This is a genomic window from Flexivirga alba (assembly GCF_042661025.1).
Classification (GTDB): domain Bacteria; phylum Actinomycetota; class Actinomycetes; order Actinomycetales; family Dermatophilaceae; genus Flexivirga; species Flexivirga alba.
The window spans coordinates 1,801,209-1,825,854 of sequence record NZ_JBHSWH010000001.1 but is presented as its reverse complement, the minus strand read 5'-3'; the positions used below and the strand labels follow the sequence as shown (position 1 = coordinate 1,825,854).

The 24,646-nt window shown below is 66.1% G+C and carries 25 protein-coding genes; 8 read left to right on the top strand and 17 right to left on the bottom strand.

All coding sequences use genetic code 11. The features are described 5' to 3' along the window. Positions 1-11 precede the first annotated feature (11 nt). Positions 12-1,226 carry a CynX/NimT family MFS transporter gene (locus tag ACFQDH_RS08920; protein ID WP_382400469.1) on the bottom strand — a complete coding sequence of 405 codons (1,215 nt, stop codon included), beginning with the start codon at positions 1,224-1,226 and terminating at the stop codon, positions 12-14. Then, positions 1,223-1,900: a FadR/GntR family transcriptional regulator gene (locus ACFQDH_RS08915; RefSeq protein ID WP_382400467.1), complete on the bottom strand. Its 678-nt coding sequence runs from the start codon at positions 1,898-1,900 to the stop codon at positions 1,223-1,225. The genes ACFQDH_RS08920 and ACFQDH_RS08915 overlap by 4 nt, the downstream gene beginning before the upstream one ends. A 113-nt stretch (positions 1,901-2,013) precedes the next feature. Here ACFQDH_RS08915 and ACFQDH_RS08910 point away from each other — a divergent pair, with 113 nt between their 5' ends. Then, the gene (locus ACFQDH_RS08910) at positions 2,014-2,331 is read left to right on the top strand and encodes an alkylmercury lyase (protein WP_382400465.1); all 318 of its coding nucleotides are present in this window, start codon (positions 2,014-2,016) and stop codon (positions 2,329-2,331) included. Positions 2,332-2,348: 17 nt separating this feature from the next. On the opposite strand, the gene ACFQDH_RS08905 is transcribed toward ACFQDH_RS08910, so the two are convergent. The 4 genes from ACFQDH_RS08905 to ACFQDH_RS08890 form a co-directional block, all read right to left on the bottom strand. Further along, complete coding sequence (locus tag ACFQDH_RS08905; protein ID WP_382400464.1) at positions 2,349-3,044, bottom strand: cation diffusion facilitator family transporter; 696 nt, start codon at positions 3,042-3,044, stop codon at positions 2,349-2,351. Beyond that, positions 3,041-3,409 (bottom strand): ArsR/SmtB family transcription factor, encoded by a 369-nt coding sequence (locus tag ACFQDH_RS08900; protein WP_382400462.1) that lies wholly within the window; start codon positions 3,407-3,409, stop codon positions 3,041-3,043. The genes ACFQDH_RS08905 and ACFQDH_RS08900 overlap by 4 nt, the downstream gene beginning before the upstream one ends. Positions 3,410-3,493: 84 nt before the next feature. Further along, the gene (locus tag ACFQDH_RS08895) at positions 3,494-3,820 is read right to left on the bottom strand and encodes a TfoX/Sxy family protein (protein WP_382400460.1); all 327 of its coding nucleotides are present in this window, start codon (positions 3,818-3,820) and stop codon (positions 3,494-3,496) included. A gap of 62 nt (positions 3,821-3,882) precedes the next feature. After that, positions 3,883-4,308 carry an META domain-containing protein gene (locus ACFQDH_RS08890; protein ID WP_382400458.1) on the bottom strand — a complete coding sequence of 142 codons (426 nt, stop codon included), beginning with the start codon at positions 4,306-4,308 and terminating at the stop codon, positions 3,883-3,885. A gap of 93 nt (positions 4,309-4,401) precedes the next feature. Between ACFQDH_RS08890 and ACFQDH_RS08885 the strand changes: the two genes are divergently transcribed. Further along, positions 4,402-5,346 (top strand): phosphotransferase family protein, encoded by a 945-nt coding sequence (locus tag ACFQDH_RS08885; protein WP_382400456.1) that lies wholly within the window; start codon positions 4,402-4,404, stop codon positions 5,344-5,346. Between the two features lie 689 nt (positions 5,347-6,035). On the opposite strand, the gene ACFQDH_RS08880 is transcribed toward ACFQDH_RS08885, so the two are convergent. Further along, positions 6,036-6,377, bottom strand: coding sequence for an MmcQ/YjbR family DNA-binding protein (locus ACFQDH_RS08880; protein ID WP_382400454.1), 342 nt, complete (start codon positions 6,375-6,377; stop codon positions 6,036-6,038). Between the two features lie 395 nt (positions 6,378-6,772). Here ACFQDH_RS08880 and ACFQDH_RS08875 point away from each other — a divergent pair, with 395 nt between their 5' ends. Genes ACFQDH_RS08875 through ACFQDH_RS08865 form a run of 3 tightly spaced genes read left to right on the top strand, consistent with a single transcriptional unit; the run spans position 6,773 to position 9,037 of the window. Then, the gene (locus tag ACFQDH_RS08875) at positions 6,773-7,288 is read left to right on the top strand and encodes a COG4315 family predicted lipoprotein (RefSeq protein WP_382400452.1); all 516 of its coding nucleotides are present in this window, start codon (positions 6,773-6,775) and stop codon (positions 7,286-7,288) included. A 43-nt stretch (positions 7,289-7,331) separates the two neighbouring features. Beyond that, positions 7,332-8,483, top strand: coding sequence for a sterol desaturase family protein (locus tag ACFQDH_RS08870; protein WP_382400450.1), 1,152 nt, complete (start codon positions 7,332-7,334; stop codon positions 8,481-8,483). A gap of 44 nt (positions 8,484-8,527) precedes the next feature. After that, the gene (locus tag ACFQDH_RS08865) at positions 8,528-9,037 is read left to right on the top strand and encodes a DoxX family protein (RefSeq protein ID WP_382400448.1); all 510 of its coding nucleotides are present in this window, start codon (positions 8,528-8,530) and stop codon (positions 9,035-9,037) included. A 127-nt stretch (positions 9,038-9,164) separates the two neighbouring features. On the opposite strand, the gene ppsA is transcribed toward ACFQDH_RS08865, so the two are convergent. The 4 genes from ppsA to ACFQDH_RS08845 form a co-directional block, all read right to left on the bottom strand. After that, a complete protein-coding gene (ppsA, locus tag ACFQDH_RS08860) occupies positions 9,165-11,543 on the bottom strand; it encodes a phosphoenolpyruvate synthase (protein ID WP_382400446.1) in 2,379 nt (792 codons plus the stop codon). A 34-nt stretch (positions 11,544-11,577) separates the two neighbouring features. Continuing rightward, complete coding sequence (locus ACFQDH_RS08855; RefSeq protein WP_382400444.1) at positions 11,578-12,432, bottom strand: pyruvate, water dikinase regulatory protein; 855 nt, start codon at positions 12,430-12,432, stop codon at positions 11,578-11,580. Between the two features lie 149 nt (positions 12,433-12,581). Beyond that, positions 12,582-13,862 (bottom strand): aspartate aminotransferase type Ic, encoded by a 1,281-nt coding sequence (locus tag ACFQDH_RS08850; RefSeq protein WP_382400442.1) that lies wholly within the window; start codon positions 13,860-13,862, stop codon positions 12,582-12,584. A 45-nt stretch (positions 13,863-13,907) separates the two neighbouring features. Continuing rightward, entirely contained in the window at positions 13,908-14,393 is a 486-nt protein-coding gene (locus ACFQDH_RS08845) for a hypothetical protein (protein WP_382400440.1), read from the bottom strand. A 47-nt stretch (positions 14,394-14,440) separates the two neighbouring features. On the opposite strand from ACFQDH_RS08845, the gene ACFQDH_RS08840 reads away from it, so the two are divergent. Next, positions 14,441-15,214 carry a DUF2785 domain-containing protein gene (locus ACFQDH_RS08840; RefSeq protein WP_382400438.1) on the top strand — a complete coding sequence of 258 codons (774 nt, stop codon included), beginning with the start codon at positions 14,441-14,443 and terminating at the stop codon, positions 15,212-15,214. Here ACFQDH_RS08840 and ACFQDH_RS08835 read toward each other — a convergent pair. Both ACFQDH_RS08835 and ACFQDH_RS08830 read right to left on the bottom strand, forming a co-directional pair. Continuing rightward, entirely contained in the window at positions 15,186-16,421 is a 1,236-nt protein-coding gene (locus ACFQDH_RS08835; protein WP_382400436.1) for an MFS transporter, read from the bottom strand. The genes ACFQDH_RS08840 and ACFQDH_RS08835 overlap by 29 nt on opposite strands. A gap of 58 nt (positions 16,422-16,479) precedes the next feature. Beyond that, positions 16,480-17,124, bottom strand: a complete 645-nt coding sequence (locus ACFQDH_RS08830) for a helix-turn-helix domain-containing protein (RefSeq protein ID WP_382400434.1) — start codon at positions 17,122-17,124, stop codon at positions 16,480-16,482. A gap of 316 nt (positions 17,125-17,440) precedes the next feature. On the opposite strand from ACFQDH_RS08830, the gene ACFQDH_RS08825 reads away from it, so the two are divergent. Continuing rightward, on the top strand, positions 17,441-18,697 hold the full coding sequence (locus ACFQDH_RS08825; protein ID WP_382400432.1) for a peptidoglycan-binding domain-containing protein: 1,257 nt from the start codon (positions 17,441-17,443) through the stop codon (positions 18,695-18,697). A 103-nt stretch (positions 18,698-18,800) separates the two neighbouring features. Here the strand turns inward: ACFQDH_RS08825 and tuf are convergent, their stop codons facing one another. The 4 genes from tuf to rpsL all read right to left on the bottom strand — a co-directional run bounded on the left by tuf (position 18,801) and on the right by rpsL (position 23,198). Beyond that, complete coding sequence (gene tuf, locus ACFQDH_RS08820) at positions 18,801-19,997, bottom strand: elongation factor Tu (RefSeq protein ID WP_382400430.1); 1,197 nt, start codon at positions 19,995-19,997, stop codon at positions 18,801-18,803. Between the two features lie 135 nt (positions 19,998-20,132). Further along, a complete protein-coding gene (gene fusA / locus ACFQDH_RS08815; protein ID WP_382400428.1) occupies positions 20,133-22,247 on the bottom strand; it encodes an elongation factor G in 2,115 nt (704 codons plus the stop codon). Positions 22,248-22,353: 106 nt separating this feature from the next. Next, complete coding sequence (gene rpsG / locus ACFQDH_RS08810; protein ID WP_382400426.1) at positions 22,354-22,824, bottom strand: 30S ribosomal protein S7; 471 nt, start codon at positions 22,822-22,824, stop codon at positions 22,354-22,356. After that, a complete protein-coding gene (gene rpsL, locus ACFQDH_RS08805; RefSeq protein ID WP_325550883.1) occupies positions 22,824-23,198 on the bottom strand; it encodes a 30S ribosomal protein S12 in 375 nt (124 codons plus the stop codon). Before rpsL ends, rpsG begins: the two co-directional genes overlap by 1 nt. A gap of 411 nt (positions 23,199-23,609) precedes the next feature. Here rpsL and ACFQDH_RS08800 point away from each other — a divergent pair, with 411 nt between their 5' ends. Then, a complete protein-coding gene (locus tag ACFQDH_RS08800; RefSeq protein WP_382400424.1) occupies positions 23,610-24,602 on the top strand; it encodes a glycosyltransferase family 2 protein in 993 nt (330 codons plus the stop codon). Positions 24,603-24,646: the final 44 nt, after the last annotated feature.

The following is a 24,646-nucleotide window of genomic DNA, read 5'->3' as shown; positions in this document are numbered from 1 at the left end:
TGCGGCGACGCTCAGCCCTCGTCGGGAGTCATCTTGCCGTCCCTCGCCGCGCGCAGCGCCGCAATCCCCTGCGGTATGGCGGCACACGCGAGCACCGTCATCGCCAGCGTCCAGGACCCGCTGGCGTCGTGGACGGCACCGATCAGGATCGGTCCGATCGCGGCCAGCCCGTAGCCGACGGCTTGCGCCATACCCGAGACCTGCCCGGCCTGCGCCGCAGAATTGCTGCGCAACACCATGAAGAGCAACGCGAGTCCGATGCCGCATCCAGGACCGACCATGATCATGCCGGCCCACAGCACCCACCAGCCGTGCACGGTCAGCAGACCGACGAACCCCAGCACGCAGATTCCCAGTGATGCCAACGTGATTGCCCGCTGGCCGGCGAACCGGCCGGCGATGATCGGCGCCAGCAACGAGCAGGTCAGCCCCACGGTCTGACCGAGCGCGAGGACACCGCCGGCGGCGCCGCTGGACATACCCGCTTCATCCATCAGGAACTTCGGCAGCCACGCCCCGAACGTGTAGAAGATCAGCGACTGCACCCCCATGTAGACGGTGATCGCCCATGCGGTGCGATCCCGCCAGAGTTTGCTCGAGGGCCGACCCGAGGACACGACGTGCCGGCGGCGCAGCTGTGGCACCCATTGCGCCATCGCGACCAGGACCAGCAGGCCCCACGCGGCGAGGGTCAGCCTCCATCGCCCGCCGAGCGCATCGTCGATCGGTACCGTCAACCCGGCGGCGACCGCTGCACCACCGGACAGCGTCATCGAGTAGAGGCCGGTCATCAGCCCGGACCGATGCGCGAAGTCGCGCTTGATCAACGCCGGGAGCACGACATTGCAGACGCCGATCCCGATCCCGAGGAGGACCGACCCGCCGAACAACGCTGCGGGCGCTGCGATCAGCCTGAGGGCGATGCCGACCACCAGAACGGCGAGCGCACCGAAGATGGTCTGTTCGATGCCGAATCGGTGGGCCAGCCGCGGCGCGACGGGTGCGCTGATGCCGAAGAACAGCAACGGAATCGCGGTCAGCAGCCCTGCCGTCGAGCTACTGAACCCGAACGAGTCCGAGATCGTGTCGATCAGCGGTGACACCGATACAACTGCTGGGCGAAGGTTGGCTGCCACCAGCATGATGCCGATCGCTGCGACGAGCGCGGAGCGACCGCTCAGTGCAGAACTCGTCTCGACGGCGTCCGCTGGTCTGACCTCGGTCATCGACGTACCTCCTTCTCAGCCTCCGTCAGATAGGCGTGCACGGCGGCGCGCGCCGCCTCGGCATCGCCGCGCTCGATGGCGTCGACCAGGTCACGGTGACCGAGCGGATGCATCTGCCCAGCACGGAAGGCGCTGGTGACCTCCGCGTGGGAACGGCGCATCGCTTCCACGACGCCGGCGTAGATCTCGACCAGCAGCCCGTTGCCGGATGCAGCGACTACACCGGCGTGGAAGTCGATGTCCGCTGCGTCATACTGCTCGGAATCCCCTGATACCAAAGCTTTTTCGGCCGTGTCCAGGAGTTTGCGAATGCGTCGCTTGGCGACCGCGGTAGCCGTGCTGGCCGCACCGGCGGCAGCTTCGGACTCCAGGGCACGACGCACCTGCAGCAGGTCGAGTAGCTCGGTCGTGGCGCTGCGCTGGATGACCGCGGCATACGGACTGGCACTGCGGACGTAGGTGCCGTCCCCGCGCCGTGGCGCGAGCATGCCGACGTGCTCCAGCGCCCGCACCGCTTCGCGGATCGTGTTGCGCCCGACTCCGAAGCGCCCCACCAGCTCCGGCTCCGCCGGGATCCGCTCCCCCACCGGCCACTCGCCGCTGCGGATGAGTTGGTGCATGTGCGCCACGACGAGCTCACTGGTCCGTTTCGGCGGCGGGATCACATCAGACACCCATTGAACCTAACGTGGGATGTTTGTCCTGCCCATTGGCATTCGTATGGCGAGACCGGTGGGTCCTCACCCAGCTCGCACCACCTTTTCGCGCCATAGCGGACACTGATGGCATGAGGTTTGAGCTGCTGGTGGTGCCGGACTGCCCGCATGCGGCAGCGGCCGAGGCGGTGTACGACTCGGTCCTGGCGCGAGCCGGGTTGTCCACGACGGTGGTTGTTGTCGTGGTCGATGACGACACGGCCGCTGTCCAGCGGGGTTTCGTGGGGTCCCCGTCCTTCTTCGCCGACGGCCGGGATCTGCTCCCCGCACCCGGGGCACGTCCCGCGGTCGCCTGTCGGGTTTACCGGGACGAGCATGGCCGGCCATCAGGGTTGCCGACCGAGCAGGTGTTGCTTGCCGCCATACGTGCCAGGGTGCGGCTGTCCTGACGGCGGGCTTGGCACTTTTAGTGGTCGTGGTGATCGAGGTCGGCGCCCTCCGGGTCCTGCTGCACGGTGCGGAACGACTGCCAGGTGATCCGCAGGATCACGAGGGTGATGATCAGACCGATGATCGGGTCGCCCAGTTGGAAACCCAGGCCCACGACGATCGAGCTGGCAACGACCGACAGACTCACCAGCCCATCCGTACGTGCGTGTGCGCCATCGGCGACCAGGGCCGGGGAGTGCAGGCGTTTACCGGCGTTGGTGCGAATCAACGCGGCGATTTCGTTCCCGACGAATCCGATGACCCCAGCGATGGCCAGCGGCACCAGATGATGCAGGTGCTGCGGGTGAATCAGTCGACTGATCGACTCCACCAGAGCGACCACCGCGCTGACGAATATCGTTGCCACTACGAAGAATCCGGCGCGCTTCTCGGCAACGAACGATCGCAGCCAGAACGCGATCCCCAACGGGATCGCGGTCAGCGCATCACCGAAGTTGTGGATCAGGTCTGCCAGCAACGCGACCGAGCCGGTGGCGATGAACACCACAAGTTGGGCAGCGGCGGTCACCAGTAACACCAGCAGGCTCCAACCGACCGCCTTGAGGCCTTCCCGGGACGACAGAATCGACCTGGCCACCAGGCCGTGGCTGTGCCCGTGGCCATGACCGTCGTGCGCATGATCGTCGTGCGCGGCGGCCGGCGGCCTGCTCATGCCGGAGCCGTCGACGAATGGTGATGCGATCCATCTCCGGAGGAGAACGTGTGCTCGGCCTGCTTGATCGCGTCGATAACGAGTTGGGAGGCGTGTTCGTCGACCAGCCGGTAGAACGCGGTAGTGCCCTCCTTGCGATGGGCCACCATCCGCGCAAGTCGCAGCTTCGCCAGATGTTGTGACACCGCTGCGGGCGTCTTGTCCACCACATCCGCCAGATGGTTCACCGACATCTCACCCGCGTTGCGCAACGCCAGCACGATCCGCACTCGGGTCGCGTCGGCCAGCATCGAGAACACCTCGACCGCCAGCTCGACGAACTCCGAGTCAGGATCCAATCCGCAAAACTGCTTATCTGCGTGCATATGCAAATTGTATGTCGCCGGCCTGGCGAGAGAACACCCACCGGCTCACAAACTGAACCATCCCGACAGGCGATCGACCACCGGTCAGTGGCGTTGACGCGGCTCGTGACGATAGCGACGCCGCTTTGAAGCTGACCGAGCAGCTGGGTCACGGGACAGGACCAGCGCACGGTCGCGGAATAACCCGACCAGCTCGGCGGGCTCATCGATCGTCGAGTCGTCGACCGCTTTGTATACCCACGACCCGCGTTCGTGATGGCGCAGCCGGAATGCACCATCCCAGGCAGCCGCGACCAGGAGGCCGTCGACGTAGAACCCGAAGCCGCTGAACATCCGTCGCACCTCCAGATGCTCAACCTCGGCCAGCGAGTCAGCGGCGCGATCTCGGATTGCAGCTTCGGTGGCGCTCACCACACCAGAATCGCACCGCACGCCAGCTGCGGTGCCACTCGACGCTCAATCCGTATCCGTTCTCAAGAACGGAGTGCCCAGACCGTGTTCTCCAGAGGCCGGTCCGGATCAGCTGCGCGGCGGTCCATCAGTTGCAACGTCACTCCCTCGCCGGTCAGAGTGAGAGCGTCACCGTTCAGGTGCGCGTCCAGGCCCGGCTGCAGCAAACTCGCGAGCCACCCATCCTGGTCCAGAAGTGACCGCTCGCAGCGCATTTCGGTTGTCGACATTCGTTCGACTGATAGGCGCGGGCCGTCGAATCGCAAGTCGCCTGACATGTGGTTGCAACCGGCGTACACATGTAGGCGCCGATCGGCGCCGAAATCGACGGAGATGGCGCTTCCGGGAACCAGGTCACGTCCGATCACCGTCCTGGAAAGGAAGGTCCGACCAGCGAGTCGGTCGGCCAACGAGCCATCGGCGATGGATCGTCCCGCATCAACATGCATACGGCCAACCTGCCACAGCACGTCTAGCTTCGCTGCTCAGGCGCCGGAGGGTGACTCCGGCGGCGCTGGCCACTGACAAGTAGCCTCGCGTTCGTGGGCGACGACGACTGGAGGGATGGCGATTTCAGGCAGCGTCGGCCCTCCGCGGAGACTCTCGCCTGGGTTGCGGCGTCGATGGGTCGTGGCGGCCGCGTCGTTGGCTTTCGCCGCATGACCGGTGGCGTCTCGTCCGCCGTACGCCGAGTGACGGTCGAACGGCATGGAGTGCGAACGTTCGCCGTACTGCGCCAGTACCCGGGCGGGCTTGGCCTGCACGAGAGCTTGCAGAGCGAGATCGTCCACCTCGGTGTGGTGGCGGGCAGTGGGCTCCCCGCTCCGAGCATCCTGGCCACTGACGTTACGGGCGCGTCCACGGGCGGTTCGCCATCGTTGCTGATGACGCGGCTGCCGGGACATGTCGATCTCAATCCGGCGGACCCTCGGTCGTGGATGATCAGGATCGCCGAACTTGCCGTAGTGCTGCATTCTCTCGATCTGCCTGCCAAAACCCTCAGACCCTGGACGGATTCTTGGATCGCTCCTCTGGACGCGTTTCAGGTCCCGGTCGGCGCACAGAAGGCGGCGGTCTGGAAGGCGGCGTTCGATGCCATGGCGGCGCCGCCACCCAAGGATGCTGCCGTCTTTCTGCATGGCGATTTCCTGCCGGTCAACCTGCTGTGGTCGCGCGGGCGGATCACCGGCCTGACCGATTGGAACGGCGTCCACCGAGGATCGCGCGCGATTGACGTCGGCCACTGTCGGCGATACCTGGCGGCGCTCTACTCATCCGAGTGGGCGGAGCAGCTGCGGTCGCTCTACGAATCGATCGCCGGAGTCGCTCTCGATCCGTGGTGGGACCTGTATGCGCTGCTGCACCACGACGACAGCCAGCCGAAGTGGATCCGTGCTCAGGTCGCCGGCCGACGTCCCGTCGATGCGCCCGGCATGACTTCCCGGATCGAGGCCACAATCGAGACGGCGCTACGACGCCTCGGGTAATTGAAGGTTCCTGCTGGTCGCGTTCCGAGTTCTGCCATGCCGGACAGGACTACGCGTCACCCGTGCCAGCATGGCCCCATGGGGATGCGGCCGGGAATGGGCGGGACGCGGCTTGGCAGCTGCTCGATGATCTTGCTGGTAGTCGCCGCGCTGAGCGCCTGTGGTGACAGTCAACCCAAGGCCGTTGGAAACCCCGATCCCAATGGACGATTGATGGCGCAGTTGAAACCAACTCTTTCTGCCATCCCATCGACGGTGCATGTATTCGGTCGGCAGTTCGTTCCGCCAATGTGGGACTCGTGCGATGGTGTGAAGTCGACGTACGGGTGGGACGACGTGACCGTCATTGCACAGTTCGATCACGTCAGGTCACCGGACCAAACCGTGTCCGCCATCAGCGCCTCATTGCACAGGCTGGGTTGGGCTCCCGGCCCGGGATCCTCGGACGGTGCGTGGTACTGGCAGCGGAGGCTGTCGAACGGGTCGGAAGCGACAGTCCAATTACTCGGCGGGCCCAAGGTGGATCCGCCCTCTCCCTGGAGCTTGCAGGCAACCGCCCCTGCTGCGACCCACCGCGTCAGCGGTTGCTAGTCGCGAGACCGACAGGAGGAGTCCTGCGCGCCAGGGGTGTGCTCTCCTCCACCTCTGGGACCTTGATCGCCTCGCGTAGTCACGCGATTCCCTCACGGCTACGTGGGGCGGTGCTTGCGCGGCAACTTCGCGACCACCGCGTCATACGACGCGTCGATCGCCTCGCGCAGTTCGTCGTCCGGGATCGAGCCTCCGACGCGCAAAGTGTTCCACCCGGACCGCCCGATGTACGCCATGACACTCGCGTCGTGCGGGTACTGTGCCAGCCACTCGTCGGCCTCCTCGCGAGTAGCGCCGGCCTTCACACCCACTGTTGCGCCGCCGCCGAGGAACACGAAGATCTTGTCGTGCACCTTGGCTACCAGATCGCCTTCCCAGGGCTCGTCGAGCCAGGCACCCGACTTCGCCAGGCAGTAGTCGCGCAGCTCCTCCGGTGTCATCGTTCGAATCTCCCAGATGCTGTGCGCCACGACAATCTGCGACCCCGTGCAGACCGATCGTTCATCGAGACATTCTGGGGGCAGCATGCGTGTCCGCAGCAGTTCTCGGGGTGTCGCCGGCTTGCCTCTCATAGCCAGAATTGATGGCCCTCGATATACGGGTTCGCGTGCAGCCTGAGCCCGATCCGAAAGACGAAGGGCCTTGCCCCGGTTCCGCGAGCCCTCTACGACCGCGCGGTCTACGACCCCCCAATGACATCGATGTCCTGCTGCTCCGTGACCCCAGTGCGGGTGTCACCGAACGGGGTCAACCTCAGATGAACCGCGAGCGGACTTTGTACGTGTCTCCAGGGAGGCACCGGTTCGGGTGCTTCGTCTCAGAGGTGAGGTAGCAGATGTCAACCTTCGGTATCAGCAAGGTGGGCCTCGGCGCGGCAGGTGTCGGTGCCCTCGTGGCACTGCTTTCCGCGTGTGGAGGTGGCTCGTCCTCCGCCGGGTCAGCGCCCGGCGCGACGCAGAGCAAGGCAGTGGCGACCGCGTCAGCCGGCGCCCTGAAAACCAGATCGATCTCCATCGGCACGGTGCTCGTAGACCCGTCGGGTCGCACGGTCTATGAGCTCGTTGGAGACACCGCAGGCAAGCCGACCTGCACGGGTCAGTGCCTGGCCATCTGGCCGGCCGTCACGAAGAACGGCAGCCAAGTGATCGTCAACGGCCACCCCGCGTTCACCTACGCCCGCGACACCGCAGCAGGACAGGCGAAGGGACAGAACGTGACGGATCAATGGGGCCGCTGGTTGGCCCTCGACGCCAGTGGCAACCCCATCGGTGCTTCCGCCTCGGCGACACCAAGTTCTTCGGCCTCCTCATCGAAGGCCAAGGCTCCCAACCCCGGCGGCGCGGCGTTCTAGCGGGCGACGCACAGAGTCTCACTGGTGCAAAGGAGAAACAACCATGGTGCAGAGAACTTATGAGGCGGCTACGCCGGCGACGACGACCGCGACCAAGCGCGGCATCTCCATCCGTGCCGCCGGCGGGAAAGTGTGGCAGCGGGCGTCGTCCCGCATCTATCTCCCGGCCCTGTTGATACCGGCCCTCGCCCTGCTCCTGATCGGGGTCGGTTGGGCGACGAACTGGGGCGGGGTGGACTTCGGCGATTCGTTGACGAGCCTTCGCGCCGTCACGATCGGACCGCTAGCTTTTGCGTTGATCGCGTTGTTCCTCGCCGCTGAACGGCTACGGCCTGCTCAGCGACGAGCCCTCGTGGCCCGTGGGGATCGGCATGACGTGCTCTACACCGTACTCAACATCGTGGTCGTGCTGCCCCTCGTAACCGCACTCACCCTGTCGCTCGACGTCGTGGTACGACGTGTAGCGCCGTGGGTGATCCTTCCCCGGATCGGGACGGTTCCACGCTGGGGCGCGATCCTCGCGATCGTGGTGGCGATGGACGCCTGCAACTGGTTGGTGCATCTGGCCAATCACCGGATCCGCCTGTTGTGGCGTTTCCACGAACTCCACCACTCCCAGGAGGACATGAACGTTCTCACGGTCTTTCGGACCCATCCGCTCATCCACGTCTCTTACGTGCTGGCCGTGATCCCCGCGCTGGTGCTGATCGCGAACGGAGAACTACCCACGCTGCTGCTCGTCTTCTACGGCGGCGCGGTCGCTTTCGCGCACTCCAACACCAACCTGGGCTTCGGTCCACTCGAGCGAGTGTTCGTCAGTCCGAACTACCACCGCATCCACCACCGGCTGGTGGGTCCCCAGGATCTCAACCTCGGCTTCACACTGACGATCTGGGACCAACTCTCGCATCGCGCGCTGTTCCCCACTCCCGAAACAATCAGCGCCGACACGGGGCTGCAGCGACGACCCCTCAGGATCGAACAGCAAGGAGCCCGTCCGCACCACCTCACGGTCTTCGCCGCCCAGCTCCTGGGACCGTTCCGGCCACTGGACGAACCGGACAGACTGCCCTCCATCCGCGAACCCGCGCCAGCCCCTGAGGCAGACCGCGACGCGGAACGGCAGACGGGTCGCCATACATCGAACCCGACCACGTCCGAAGCGGCGAGCGACACGCGCGCCGCCGGCCGATGAATACGATTGGGCGCCGACGCGGTTTCACCCGATCGCTGCGCTTCGTGTTCGAAACGACCTCAGGTGGGCCGGCGATCGATGCCGCGCTACTCACGGTGCGGATCGCCCTCGCGTGGGTCTTCCTCTACTACGGCGCCGCGAAGCTGTTCAGCGCCTTCCCGGGTGCTGGGCCGAACGGTATCCACCAGACAGCGCTCTACATGTCGCAGGCTGCGCATCTTCGACCCGGAGAGATTTTCGCCCTGCTAGCCGGCTTGACCGAGTTCGGCGGTGGAATAGCAATGGCTCTCGGTGTGTGCACCCGCCTGGCCGGGTTGGCACTGTTCGGAGACATGGTCATGGCTACGGTCACCGTCACCTGGGCCACCGGCCTGAGCTCGGCGACCTCGCCTCCGGGGTACCAACTGAACCTGGCCCTGGGCGCCTTGGCACTGGTGGCCGCGCTCGTCGGCGCCGGCCGATTCAGCATCGACGCCATCATCTCCCGCGCTCTCCATCGGGGAGGAGATCCTGCCTCCCCGAGCGGCGATCTGGCGCACACGGCCCAGACGTAGACGGTCACCATGACGATCAGGCGCCCTCCCCTGTATGCCGGGAAGGGCGCCCGTCACCCCACGAAGTTCTCCCCCGCTCCGCTCATCCGATACTTCGCGGGGACCCCGACTCTCGTGATCCGGTGTTCTAAGCGGTCTGGGCGCTGCGCTTGGCCAGCCGCAGCCACGTCTCGACGACGGTGTCCGGGTTGAGCGACATCGACTCGATGCCCTGGTCCAGCAACCAGTCGGCCAGGTCGGGGTGGTCCGAGGGGCCCTGACCACAGATCCCGACATACTTCCCGCGCGCCTTGCACGCCTTGATCGCCATCGAGAGCATCTCCTTGACCGCGGGGTCACGCTCGTCGAAGCCCGCGGCAACCAGCCCGGAGTCGCGGTCCAGACCCAGCGTCAGCTGGGTCATGTCGTTGGAGCCGATCGAGAAGCCGTCGAAGTGGTCGAGGAACTGGTCGGCGATGACGGCGTTGCTCGGCACCTCGCACATCATGATGACCTGCAGGTCATTCTCACCCCGCTTCAGGCCGTTCTTGCCGAGCAGGTCGATGACGCCCTCCGCCTCGGCCAGGGTGCGCACGAACGGGATCATCACCTTCACGTTGGTGAGCCCCATGTCCTCGCGGACATAGCGCAGCGCCTCGCACTCCATGGCGAAGCAGTCCTCGAAATCCTTTGACAGGTAACGCGATGCGCCGCGGTAGCCGATCATCGGGTTCTCTTCGTCGGGCTCGAAACCCTCGCCGCCGAGCATGCCGGCGTATTCGTTGGACTTGAAGTCCGACATACGCACGATGACCGGCTCGGGCGCGAACGCCGCCGCCAGCATCGAGACACCTTCGGCCACCCGCTTGACGAAGAACTCCCGCGGGCTGTCGTATGCCGCAATCAGTGCCTCGATGTGCGAACGCAGCTCCGGCGCCTGATCGTCCAGCTCCAGCAGGGCGCGCGGGTGGATGCCGATCTGCCGGTTGATGATGAACTCCAACCGGGCCAGGCCGATGCCCTTGTTGGGCAGCCGGCTGAACTCGAACGCCTGGTCCGGGGTGCCGACATTCATCATGATCTTGACCGGCAGGTCAGGCATCTCGTCCAGTGCGGTCTCGTTGACGTCGAAGTCGCGAACGCCCTCGTACACGAAACCGGTGTCACCCTCGGCGCACGAGACCGTCACCTCCTGACCGTCGGTGAGGTCCTTGGTCGCAGTGGCGGTGCCGACAACTGCCGGAATGCCGAGCTCGCGCGCGATGATCGCCGCGTGGCAGGTACGGCCGCCACGGTTGGTGACGATGGCCGACGCGCGCTTCATGATCGGCTCCCAGTCGGGGTCGGTCATGTCGGCGACGAGAACCTCACCGGCCTGGAACTCGTGCATCGACTCGATCGACTTCAGGGTGCGCACCGCGCCGGCACCGATCTTCTGGCCGATGGCGCGCCCTTCGACGACGATCGGGCCGCGCTCTTTGAGCACGAACCGTTGCAGCGTCGAGGTGTTCGCGCGTGACTGCACGGTTTCGGGGCGGGCCTGCAGGAGGTAGAGCTTGCCGTCGACACCGTCCTTGCCCCACTCGATGTCCATCGGCCGGCCGTAGTGCTCCTCGATGGCGACCGCGTGCTTGGCCAGCTCGGTGACTTCGTCGTCGGTGAGCGACAGCTTGCCCTGGTCGGCGTCGTCGACCGGCACGAAGTGGATGGTCTCGCCCACGGTCGGGTCGTCGGTGTAGACCATCTTGGTCGCCTTCGAGCCGACTCCGCGCTTGAGGATCGCGGGGCGATCGGCCTTCAGCGCCGGCTTGTAGACGTAGAACTCGTCCGGGTTGACGGCGCCTTGCACGACGGCCTCGCCCAGGCCGTAGCTGGAGGTGATGAAGACGGCGTCGCGGAAGCCGGACTCGGTGTCCATCGTGAACATCACGCCGGAGGAGCCGATGTCGGACCGCACCATTCGCTGGATGCCGGCCGACAGCGCAACCAGCGAGTGGTCGTAGCCGGCGTGCACCCGGTAGGCGATCGCGCGGTCGTTGTAGAGCGAGGCGAAGACCAGCTTGATCGCGTGCAGGATGTTGTCGATGCCGCTGATGTTGAGGAACGTCTCCTGCTGACCGGCGAACGACGCGTCCGGCAGGTCCTCGGCGGTGGCACTCGAGCGCACCGCGAAGGTCGCCTCGTCGCCCTGTTCACCGGTGAGCTTCTGGTATGCCGAACGGATGTCGGCGCCGAGGTCGGCCGGGAACTCCTGCTGCTCGATGTCGCCGCGGATCTTGGCACCGACCCGGGCCAGCTCCTGCACGTCATCGACGTCGAGGTCGGTCAGCGCAGCATCGATGCCGGCTTTCAGACCCGTCTCGGTCAGGAACCGTCGATAGGCGTCCGCGGTGGTCGCGAACCCGGTCGGCACCCTGACACCGGCCTTGCTCAGGTGCTGCACCATCTCACCGAGCGAGGCATTCTTGCCGCCCACGGTCTCGACGTCATTGATGCCGAGATCGGCGAACCACTCGATGTTCGTCATGTCGGGATTCCTTTCGTATGACGCGACGTTCGCGTCATCGTCCTCGTGCGCCGGAAGCTCGTCCGGCACTCAACTTGCGCGTCTGCATGATCGTCGCGGCCATTTCCTCCACGGACATCCGGGCGGAGTTGGTGTAAGGGATGCGGTGCGCGCGAAACATCGCCTCGGCACGTCGCAACTCGTAGGTGCACTGCGCAAGAGTGGCGTATGCCGAGCCGGGTCGTCGCTCGGTCCGCACCTGGCTGAGCCGTTGCGCGGTGGACAAAAGGCCGTAGCACTTGTCGGCATACGGGGCGATCGGCTTCGGCAGCCCGCCGGTCTGGAAGTCCTCTTCGACCAGCGGGTAGTTCGCGACCCGCAAGCCGTACTGCAGCGCGAGGTACATCGTCGTCGGCGTCTTGCCACAGCGCGAGGGCGCGGTGAGGATCAGGTCGGCCCGCTCGAGTTGGCGCAGGCTCTGGCCGTCGTCGTGCTCGATCGCGAACTCCACAGCCTTCATGCGGGCGTCATACTCCCCGACATCACGCATGCCGTGCGCACTGCTGGCGTTGTGCGCGGCGTTGACGTGCAGGACGCGCTCGACCATGTCCAGGTGGGAGCCGAAGAGGTCGATGAAGGCGCATTCGGTGCCGGACAGGATCTCGCGAATCTCTTCCACGGCGACCGTCGAGAAGACCAGCGGTGTCACGACATCGGTCTTGATGGCGTCCATCTGGGCGACGGCCTCATGGGCCTGCTCCGGGGTTTTGATGAACGGCAGCTTCTCGCGCACGAACCGCACGCTGGGGAACTGCTGCAGCATCATGTTGCCGAGCGTCTCAGCAGAGATCCCCGTCCCACCGGCCACGAAAAAGACCGGGGTCGCAGGCGTCTCGGCCGGGAAATCCACAGGCCGAACTCTGCCATACGACTGGCCACCTGCGTGACGAGGGCGGAGACCTCGAGACGGTCGCTCGTTCCTCACGACCTCCTCGGCCAGCTTGGGGCACTCGGCCAGCTTGGGGCGGCGCTCGGCCATCGCCGATGCCTGGCGCGCCGTTATCCCGCGAGCTTCTCGGCAGCGGCCAGCAGGACGCAGGTCACGACGCCTTCCATGGCGGCCGTGACTTCCTCGGGCACCGGGAAGGTCGGCGCGAGCCGGATGTTGGTGTCCTCGGGGTCCGTGCCATAGGGGTATGACGCCCCGGCAGGTGTCAGCGCGATGCCGGCGTCCTTCGCCAACTGCACAACCCGAGTCGCGGTGCCCGGCAACACGTCGAGGCTGACGAAGTATCCGCCGATCGGGTCGGTCCAGGTGGCAATTCCCTTGCCGCCCAGCCCTTCTCGCAGGATCCGCTGCACCTCGGCGAACTTCGGCGCGATGATGTCGCGGTGCCCCCGCATGTGCCGGCGCACTCCGTCGGCGTCACCGAAGAACTCCGCGTGCCGCAGCTGGTTGATCTTGTCGGGGCCGATCGAGCCGTTGGCAAGGTGTCCGAGATACCACTTCACCTGCTCGACGGAACCCGCGAGGAAACCGACTCCCGCTCCGGCGAAGGTGATCTTGGACGTCGACGCGAAGATGATCGGCCGGTTGGGGTGACCCGCGGCGCTGGCCAGCGACAGGATGTCGGCGCTCTTGGCCTCGTCCTGCGTCAAGTGGTGGAACGCGTAGGCGTTGTCCCAGAAGATCTTGAAATCGGGCGCCGCAGTCGGCATCGACGCGAGCTGCGCCGCAACCTCCTGGCTGCACACCGCACCGGCGGGGTTGGAGTAGGTCGGCACGACCCAGATGCCCTTGATCGTCGGGTCGTCGGCGACGAGAGCTGCGACGGCATCAGCGTCCGGACCTTGCGGCGTCATCGGCACCGACACCATCTCGATGCCGAGCGACTGCAGCAGCGTGTGGTGCCGGTCGTAGCCGGGCACCGGGGTGATGAAGCGGACCTTCTCATCCTGCGACCACGGCCGCGGGGAGTCGACACCGCCGAAGAGGGTCAGGTAGTAGAGGGTGTCGCGCATCATCGTCAGGCTCGAGTTGCCGCCGGCGACGATCTGCTCCGGCTCGACCCAGAGAAGCTCGGCGAAGATCTCGCGCAACTTGGCGATGCCCTGCAGGCCGCCGTAGTTGCGGGTGTCGACGCCGGCCTCGTCGACATACGAGGTGGGGAGCTTGAGGAGATCGTTGGACAGATCGAGTTGCTGTGCCGACGGCTTGCCGCGCGTCAGATCGAGCTTGAGACCGCTGGCCTTCAACGTCTCGTATGCCGTCTGCTGCACCTGGCGGAAGGCAGCGATCTCGTCGGCGGAAAGCTCGGTCAGCGGTTGCGCGTTGGACACAGCGTGGTTCTCCTGGGGACTTCCGAAGCGGTCGCCCCGATTGTCTCAAAAGCCGTCGACGCCACCCCGCACCGGACCGTATGACGGACGGTCACCGGGTTTGCGCGCTGCGGCAGCCTCCGCATGGTCGAGCGCACGCGGGACCTGGGTCAGGCATCGCACGCCCTCTCGCGCCTGTGTCGCCGCTACCCGCCACTGGCCGGACCGAGCCAGTCCCCACGAGGTGCGCGCCGCATAGACGAACGAGTAGAGCAAGGCCTTGCGGGTCGTCCCCGGACGCCGCGCCACCGCGACGTGCCTGCTGATCGTGCCGATCGCGGCGACCCGCTCGCGGATGTTGTCCCCGTTGCGGATTCGGTGCGAAGTGTCGGACCCGCGGTGCTTGCGGTAGCCGGCGAGGACTTCGTTGACGAAGACGAGCGGCGGCAGCACGAACACCGCGCGTTCACCGAGTTCCTGCAGTCCCGACCTGACCTGGACTTCGACGCCGTGACCATCGGGCACATGAACCTCGGCGTACAGCTGCGCCAAGCCTGACCACCACCATGCCGAATGACGACATCGGGCATGCTGCTCGCATGGAGCAGTCACAACTGGACCAACTCGTCACCGACCTCGCATCGGCCGACCCCGCCATACGAGATGAGGGTGCGTATGGCGGACTGGTCAAGGCGCTGACCGAGCACGCGCTGACGGTCGAGCAGCGGCGCGAACTGGGCGGGTGCATGGTCGAGCGGCTCCGCGACCCGGAGCCCTACGCGCGGTCCTTCGGATCGCTGATCTTCGCCGTCCTGGCCTCCACCTGGACCACAGACGACGGCGAATGGCCCGCCGCATGGACAGATTCCCTGCTGGCCTGGTGGAGCGCCGAGACCGACCTGCGTGGGTATGTCGAGCCGGTCGGCTGGATCCACGCCGTCGCGCACGGTGCGGATGCGGTCGGGGAGCTCGGCGCCACGGGTCTCGCGCCCGCCCCTCGACTGCTGACGGCAATCGCCGAACGCCTCACCATCGCAACGGATTTCGTATGGCGCGACCAGGAGGACGACCGAGTGGCCGCAGCGATCTGTGCGGTTCTGCTCGGCGACGCGACGGCCGACCTCGGCCTCCTGCTCGGACCGATCTCCGCGATGTTCGAGGCCGGCGAACACGGGCCGGTGCCGCCCGCCGCCAGCAACGCCATGCACACCTTGCGCAGCCTGTATGTCGCCCTCGGCAATGAGCTCGTGCACCCAGAAACCGGTGAGCCGGCACGCATTCCGGACAACGGCCGCTTGCAGCACGCCATCGCGGCCACGCTGGCGCCGACCACCCCGTGGTTGTTCAGCGCAGCCGGCGGATCTGCGGATTGATCGCGAACACCGCACACAGAGCGCTCATCGCCAGACCGAAGCACGTGGTGGTCACCACCACCGACGATGCACCGACGAGCAGACCGAAGATCGGTGTGGTCGCCGGTGTGAGCACCAGGTCACCCAGGTTGCTGACCGACGAGACGCGGCCGAGATGGCTGGGCGCGATGATCCGCTGGAACGACCCGCTCAGCCAGACCGATGCTTGCCCGGCCGTGACACCGACGAGCGTCATACCCAGGACGAGTCCGACGCGGCTCGGCAGTCCGACCGCGGACAGTCCGATGCCTTGCAGCACCAGCAGCTGGAACGAGCGCCGGGGCAGATAGTCGCCCTGCCAGCGCGTGCCGGCGACGGATCCGACGATGGCGCCGATGGCGAACGTCGCCTCCGAGACACCCAACCAGCCTGAGCCCCAATGAGATTGGGACACCCGCAACGCAACGCCCACCGACATGACCGGCGTGACGAAGACGTTCAGCGCGGCCAGCCCGAGCAAGAAGACTCGGGCGACTTCCGATCCGCGGATGTAGTCCCACCCGGACCGCAGTGATTGGGACACTGGCTCCTTCGGCGCCCGCGGCAATCGGTAACGGGTCTGCACGACGAGCCGCAGCACGATCAGCACAGCGAGGAACGTCAGCGCGTCGGCGACCATCGAGAAGCCGAATCCCCACTGGATCACGACCGCACCCAGCGGTGCACCGAGCAGCCGAGCCAGCCGTGAACCGGTCTGGGCCCACCCGCTGACTGTCACCAGATCGTCGGAGTCAACCAGTTGCCGCACGAGCGTCCTGGCCGCCGGCCCGCTCAGGCCACTCACCGTCCCGAAGCAGATCGCGACCGCGAAAAGCACTGCGCCGGCATGCAATCCGAGCTGCCAGCAGGTCGCAGCCACGCCCAGAACGACAACGCGGGCGAGTTCGCCCAGGATCATCACTCGGCGAGTGTCGTGGCGGTCGGCGATCACACCGCCGAACAGGGTGCACACTGCCTGCGGCAGCATTTCGACCCCGAGCACGAAGCCAGCCAGCCCCGGAGAAAACAGGTGTACGGCGGTCCACGCGAGACCGATCGCGAAGACGGTGTCGCCGGCCTCGGAGACGATCACGGCCAACAGGTACACCTGCACCATGCGGTCGCGGCGGACGGGCGGCGGCGGCGCAGCGACGAGCTCCGGTTGGTCCAGCGCCGGCGTCGTTCTCATGCGGGGTCCCCGCGAAGTACTCGGAGGAGCGAAGCGGGGGAGAGACTTCGTGGGGTGCTCAAACCGCACCCGGCTCACTGGGAAAGACCCGCGCGATGAAGCGAACCGGGCGCCGCTCGGCGTCGGGATGCGCCCCGGCGTCGGCTCGCACCTCACGTGACCACTCGTCCGACAGCGTGTTCACGCGCTGTTTGAGATCCTCCAACTGGTCGGGCGTCGCCGGCACGAACGTGTCGGTCGCCAGGCCCTCCCGCCATTGCGGTGGCAACTCGTCGCGGGTGCGCATCCACTGGACGGTGGCGGCATTGAGGTATTCCAGGTTCGCTCGTTCGGCGGCGTCGGCGACCTGCCGGGCGAAGCTGCCGTCCACGTAATCCTCGTTGCTCCACGACAGCCGACGGTTCTTCCCCCGCCACCACGATTCGCGGGTGTCCCGCGCGAGTCCCGGCGCGGGTTCAATGAAGCCGACCTTGTGCATCGGCTTGAGGTGATGACTCACCGAACCCACGGCGATGTCGAGACGGGATGCGAGCTGTCCCACCGTGGCCGGTCCGTCGTTGGTGAGGATCTCGTAGATACGGCGTCGCACCGGGTTATGCAGAGCGAGCAGCGCGTCGATCAGGGCAGCCCCGGCGGGCAGTTCGGGCGGCTCGTCGGCCGGTGCGGAGTCGGTATGCCGCTCGGCGGCGGTCTTGCGTGGCATGCGACCAGGGTGGGCGCTGGAGACGACATACACAAGCACTCTTGTATAACTGCCGACCGCGCCGGGGAGGCTCCGCGCTGGCGAACCCAGGACGAGCTCTATATCGCACGTTTCTCAAAATGCGTGATTGCGACACGCAGGGTCGTCACAACTGTCACAATATTCTCCGCACACCCTCGTGACGCACGCGCAGCCGAGGTGAGCACGACCGCCAGACCTCCGCCCCTCCCTGAGCCATGAGGACAACACACATGGGTTCCCCCGCCTTCTCACCGCCGCCACGGCGCTGTGCACCGTCGCCACCGCGCTGGGCACGGTGTCCGCAGCGCCGGCACACGCCAACACCAGGCCCACTCCCCGCGCCAGCGCCCTGAGCGGTGCGGCCATCCCCGGACCGGCCGGAGACCCGGTCTGGGCGCTGCGGTCCACGCACCGCAGCACCATGGCCCTCACCTGGGTGTCCTGTGTGCCCACCACAACGGATGCGACGACAGCGGCGCAACTGGCGTCGTCGATGACCTACGCGCGGATGGGCCGACTGCTCAGCGCCGAGCAGGTCGCCTGCGCGCGCCGTGTCGTCGGCGCAGCACGTGCGAGCGGCCTGGACCGCAAGGCCGCCGAGATCGCACTGATGACCGCCATGGTCGAGACGACGCTGCACAACTACACCGGTGGTGACCTGGACAGTGTGGGGCTGTTCCAGCAGCGCAACTCCTGGGCCACCTACGACCAGCGCATCAACCCCGAGTCCGCCACGGCGAAGTTCCTCGCCGTCATGCAGCAGATCTACCCGCGGAACACCTGGCTGGCCGCCCCGGCCGGTCAGGTCGCCGCGGACGTACAGCGACCGGCTGCGGCATACCGCGGCGAATACGCGCTGGCGCAGTCGTCCGCCGACGCCCTGCTAAACGCGCTGTGGCCACAAGGCACTCCGACTCCGACCCCGACACCGAAACCCACCCCCAAGCCGACGCCGAAACCGACCCCGAAGCCGGCCCCCAAGCCGACGCCGAAACAGATTCCGCGTCCGGTGAAGCTGCGGGTACTGCATCCCGGCATGCAGGGCGCGGATGTGAAGTACGCACAGCAACTGCTGAACCTGCTCGGCTCGCACTTGACCGTCGACGGTGACGACGGCCCGGCCACGACGGCCGCGGTCAAGTCCTTCCAGCGCCGGCAGCACCTGAGTGTCGACGGCATCGTCGGCCCTGTCACCTGGTCCCACCTGCAGGCCGCCACCGGTCAGCAGTCCGGTCGGGCACCCGAGACGAAGCCCACCTCCAAGCCGAAGCCCGCTCCGAATCCCACGTCCAGGCCCAAGCCCACTGCCAAGCCCACCCAGATCCCCCGCCCGGCGAAACTGCGGGTGCTGCACGTCGGGATGCGCGGTGCGGATGTGAAGTACGCACAGCAACTGCTGAACCTGCTCGGCGCGCACCTGACCGTCGACAGCGATGACGGCCCGGCCACGACGGCCGCGATCAAGGCCTTCCAACGCCGGCAGCACCTGCAGGTCGACGGCATTATCGGCGCCATCTCCTGGTCCCACCTACGGGCTGCCACCGGGCACTAGGACCGCACAGCATCCCCAAGCACATGCGAAAGGCCCCGAACCTCCTGAGAGGTCCGGGGCCTTTCGGCTGATCAGGTCAACCCGACGGTTGGAACTCGTCGAATTACTTGTTGATCTTGGTGACCCGGCCGGCGCCGACGGTACGGCCGCCCTCGCGGATGGCGAAGCGCAGGCCCTCCTCCATGGCGATCGGCTGGATCAGCGTGACGGACATCTCGGTGTTGTCACCGGGCATGACCATCTCGGTGCCCTCCGGCAGCGTCACGACACCGGTGACGTCCGTGGTCCGGAAGTAGAACTGCGGGCGGTAGTTGTCGTAGAACGGCGTGTGACGGCCACCCTCGTCCTTGCCCAGGATGTAGACCTGACCCTCGAACTCGGTGTGCGGGGTGATCGAACCCGGCTTCACGACGACCTGACCGCGCTCGACCTCTTCGCGCTTGGTGCCACGAAGCAGCAGACCGACGTTCTCGCCCGCACGACCCTCGTCGAGCAGCTTGCGGAACATCTCGATGCCGGTGACCGTGGTCTTGGCCGGCGGGCCGGTGTGGATGCCGACGATCTCGACCTCTTCGTTGACGTTGAGCACGCCGCGCTCGATACGACCGGTGACGACGGTGCCACGACCGGTGATCGTGAAGACGTCCTCGATCGGCATCAGGAAGGGCTTCTCGATGTCGCGGACCGGGTCCGGGATCGACTCGTCGACCGCGTCCATGAGCTCCTCGACCGTCTTGGTCCACTCCGGGTCGCCCTCGAGCGCCTTGAGAGCCGAGACCTTCACGACCGGGGCGTTGTCGCCGTCGAACTCCTGGCTCGACAGCAGCTCACGGACCTCCATCTCGACGAGCTCGAGGATTTCCTCGTCGTCGACCATGTCGGCCTTGTTCAGCGCCACCAGGATGTAGGGAACGCCAACCTGACGCGCGAGCAGCACGTGCTCACGAGTCTGGGGCATCGGGCCGTCAGTGGCCGCGACGACCAGGATGGCGCCGTCCATCTGCGCAGCACCGGTGATCATGTTCTTGACGTAGTCAGCGTGACCCGGGGCGTCAACGTGTGCGTAGTGACGCTTCGCGGTCTCGTACTCCTGGTGCGAGACGTTGATGGTGATACCGCGCTGGCGCTCCTCGGGAGCGTTGTCGATGTCCGCGAACGCCGACGCCTTGTTGAGGTCGGGGAACTTGTCCGCCAGCACCTTGGTGATAGCAGCCGTCAACGTGGTCTTGCCGTGGTCGACGTGACCGATCGTTCCGATGTTGACGTGCGGCTTGGTCCGCTCGAACTTGGCCTTAGCCACTGTGGGGTCCTCCTTCAAGGACAGTTACTGACGCCGGGGCGGCGCCTTCGGATGTTGTGTTTCTTTATTGACAGCCGGGCTGACGATAGGCGCTGCGACATACACGATCAATTCGGTATGCCGCGGCGCCAGGCATCACTCGCCCCGGATCTTCTTGATGATCTCCTCCGCGACGTTCCGGGGAACCTCTGCGTAGGAGTCGAACTGCATCGTGTAGTTGGCACGACCCTGGGTCTTGGACCGCAGGTCACCGACATACCCGAACATCTCCGACAACGGCACGACAGCCTTGACGACCTTGGCACCGCTGATGTCTTCCATGGCCTGGATCTGACCGCGACGGGAGTTGAGGTCACCGATCACATCGCCCATGTAGTCCTCCGGGGTGCGAACCTCGACGGCCATCATCGGCTCCAGCAGCGCCGGGTCGGCCTTGCGGGCCATCTCCTTCAGCGCCATCGAGCCGGCGATCTTGAACGCCATCTCCGAGGAGTCGACGTCGTGGTAGGCGCCGTCCAGCAGGATGGCCTTCACACCGACCAGCGGGTAACCGGCCAGGACCCCGAGCTGCATGGCCTCCTGGATACCGTGGTCGACCGACGGGATGTACTCGCGCGGTATGCGGCCACCGGTGACCTTGTTCTCGAACTCGTAAAGCTCGCCGTCCTCGGTGTTGAGCGGCTCCAGCGTCAACTGCACCTTCGCGAACTGACCGGATCCACCGGTCTGCTTCTTGTGGGTGTAGTCGTACTTCACGACCTCGCGACGGATCGTCTCGCGGTAGGCAACCTGCGGCGCACCGACGTTGGCCTCGACCTTGAACTCGCGCTTCATGCGGTCGACGATGATGTCGAGGTGCAGCTCGCCCATACCGCCGATGACGGTCTGGCCGGTCTCCTCGTCCTGGCGAACGGTGAAGGTCGGGTCCTCCTGCGCGAGCTTCTGGATCGCGGTGCCCAGCTTCTCCTGGTCGCTCTTGGTCTTCGGCTCGATCGCGACGTGGATGACGGGCTCCGGGAAGCTCATCGACTCCAGGACGATCTGCTCGTTCGGGTCGCACAGCGTGTCACCCGTGGTCGTGTCCTTCAGACCGATCGCCGCGTAGATGTGCCCGGCGACTGCTTCCTCGACCGGGTTCTCCTTGTTGGCGTGCATCTGGAACAGCTTGCCGACGCGCTCCTTGCGACCCTTGGTCGAGTTCACGACAGCGCTACCGGCTGCGATGCGGCCGGAGTAGACACGGATGAAGGTCAGCGTGCCGAAGAACGGGTGTGAGGCGACCTTGAAGGCCAACGCCGAGAACGGCGCGTCCTTGCTCGGCTCGCGGGTGATCTCCTCGTCCTCGTGGTTCGGCTTGTGGCCGATCATCGGGGGGACGTCCAGCGGCGACGGCAGGTAGTCGACGACCGCGTCGAGCATCGGCTGCACACCGCGGTTCTTGAACGCGGAGCCACACAGCATCGGGTAGAGCTCGGAGTTGACCGTCAGCTTGCGGATCGCGCCCTTGATCTCGGCGGTCGTGAGCTCACCGCCCTCGAGGTACTTCTCCATGAGCGCGTCGTCCGCCTCGGCGACCCGCTCGACGAGAGCTTGGCGGTACTCGTCGGCCTTGGCCTTGAGGTTCTCCGGGATCTCCTGGATTTCGTACTTGGCGCCCATGGTGACGTCGCCCTTGGAGTCACCCGGCCACACCAGTGCACGCATCTCGACCAGGTCGACGACGCCGACGAAGTCGGCCTCGGAACCGATCGGAAGCTGGAGCACGAGCGGCTCCGCGCCCAGGCGGTCCTTGACCGTCTGCACGGTGAAGTAGAAGTCGGCGCCCATCTTGTCCATCTTGTTGACGAACGCGATACGGGGGACGTCGTACTTGTCGGCCTGACGCCACACGGTCTCGGACTGGGGCTCGACGCCCTCCTTGCCGTCGAAGACGGCAACGGCGCCATCGAGCACGCGCAGCGAACGCTCCACCTCGACGGTGAAGTCGACGTGGCCCGGGGTGTCGATGATGTTGATCTGGTTGTTGTCCCAGAAGCTGGTGACGGCCGCGGAGGTGATGGTGATGCCCCGCTCCTTCTCCTGCTCCATCCAGTCGGTCGTCGAGGCACCGTCGTGGGTCTCACCGATCTTGTGGTTCACACCGGTGTAGAACAGGATGCGCTCGGTCGTCGTGGTCTTCCCGGCATCGATGTGCGCCATGATGCCGATGTTGCGAACCCTTTTAAGGTCGGTCAGCACGTCGAGTGCCACGTTGTCTTCTTTCGTGTGTTCTTGAAGTTGATCAACTCGTATGAGCGAACGGCGGTCACCCGTCCAGGCCCGCCGCCCGGTGTCGAACACCGGGCGGCGGAACGCATCACCAGCGGTAGTGCGCGAAGGCCCGGTTGGACTCGGCCATCTTGTGCGTGTCCTCGCGACGCTTGACAGCGGCACCCAGGCCGTTGCTCGCGTCGAGGATTTCGTTCATGAGGCGCTCGGTCATCGTCTTCTCGCGACGCTGACGGGCGTAGCCCACGAGCCAGCGCAGCGACAGCGTGGTCGCGCGACCCGGCTTGACCTCGATCGGGACCTGGTAGGTCGCACCGCCGACGCGGCGGCTCTTGACCTCAAGGCTCGGCTTGATGTTGTCCAGCGCGCGCTTCAGCGTGACGACCGGGTCGGTGCTGGTCTTCTCACGGCAGCCTTCGAGGGCGCCATACACAATGCGCTCGGCGATGGACTTCTTGCCGTCCAACAGAATCTTGTTGACCAGCTGGGTGACCAGCGGCGAACCGTAGACCGGGTCGACGACGAGGGGACGCTTCGGGGAGGGGCCCTTGCGAGGCATTACTTCTTCTCCTTCTTCGCGCCGTACCGGGAACGGGACTGCTGGCGGCCCTTGACACCCTGGGTGTCGAGGGAGCCGCGGATGATCTTGTAACGCACACCCGGGAGGTCCTTCACACGACCACCGCGCACGAGCACGATGGAGTGCTCCTGCAGGTTGTGGCCGACGCCCGGGATGTAAGCGGTGACCTCGATGCCCGAGGTGAGGCGGACACGCGCGACCTTGCGAAGCGCCGAGTTCGGCTTCTTCGGGGTCGTGGTGTAGACGCGGGTGCACACACCGCGTCGCTGGGGGCTGCCCTTGAGGGCCGGCGTCTTGACCTTAGCGATCTTGTCCTGCCGACCTTTGCGGACGAGCTGGTTGATTGTAGGCAACCTACTGTCTCCGTAACTGATCGAATCTTGTCTGCTGGCACGGGTTTTCACCCTGGCCAACTCCTTGGGTTTCCCGGTCGTCCCACCCACGCGTTCGGGAGTGTCGGACCGGCGCCCTCCCCCGCACTTCTCGTATGACGAACTGACCTGTCGAAACGACCGGCCGACGCGCCCGATGAGCTGCCCGGCGAGAGCGTGTGGTGGTCTGGTGCCACACTGTCCGGCATACCCGTTGAGCAGGGCGGCGGACCAGCGGGCAGGGCAGAGCCCACGCACGAATAACAATCGTACCGTTCCGCTACATGACGGCAAAATCGGTGCGGTATCCGCCCTCGCGGCGACGCCGCCCGCTCCCATCTGGCAGATTTGCCGGTGCCACCGTTCGTCGTTCGACCTGGAAGTTGACTCCCCGTGCCGGGAACCCCGCAGCCCACACACCCCGTGCTCTCCGTCGTGGTGCCTATGTACAACGAGGAGGAAGTCCTGCCGTTGTTCGTCGAACGCTTGCGCCCGGTCCTGGACGAACTTCCCGTCAGCTACGAAGTCGTCGCCGTCGACGACGGCTCCTCCGACAACACCTCCGTGCTGCTGCAGCGAACCCTGCGTGACTGGCCGGCACTGCGCGTCGTGCGGCTGCGAGCCAACTCCGGTCACCAGGCGGCGATCTCGGCGGGGCTGCAACGCTCGGTCGGCGACTGGGTCGTGACCATCGATGCCGATCTGCAGGATCCCCCGGAGACGATCGCCCGGATGTATGACGCAGCGGTCGCCCGCAACGTCGACGTGGTCTACGGCGTGCGCACCGACCGCACCGCCGACTCGGCGTTCAAGCGGCATACCGCCGGAGCGTTCTACCGGATGATGCGACGGCTGGCGAAACTCGACCTGTCGCAGGACGCCGGCGACTTCCGGATGATGTCCCGCTCCACGGTCGACGCGATCACCGCCCTGCCCGAGCACAACCGGGTGCTGCGCCTCGTCGTGCCGACCCTCGGCTTCCCGTCGACGACAGTGGAGTACCGCCGTGACGCCCGCGCCGCCGGCGAGTCGAAGTATCCGCTGTCCAAGATGATCCGCCTCACGCTCGACTCGATCACCGGCTACTCGCAAGCGCCGCTGCGATTCGCCACCTGGTTCAGCCTGCTCGGCTTCATCGTCGCGGCGCTGGTGCTGGTCTACGTCATTTGGAGCAAAGTCTCCGGCGGCACGACGTCGGGCTGGGCCTCGACAGTCGTGATCCTCGCGGTCTTCTCCGGTCTCCAGCTGCTCTGCCTCGGCATACTCGGTGAGTATGTCGGGCGCACCTACACCGCTCTGCAGCAACGACCCAGTTACTACGTCGCCTACGACTCCGAGCACACCGGTCCGTTGCACACCGGCGAGACCGACGAGCCGATCGACTGACGCCGCCCCGAGCGTTCAACGACGGTTCATCCGCGCGGACCGAT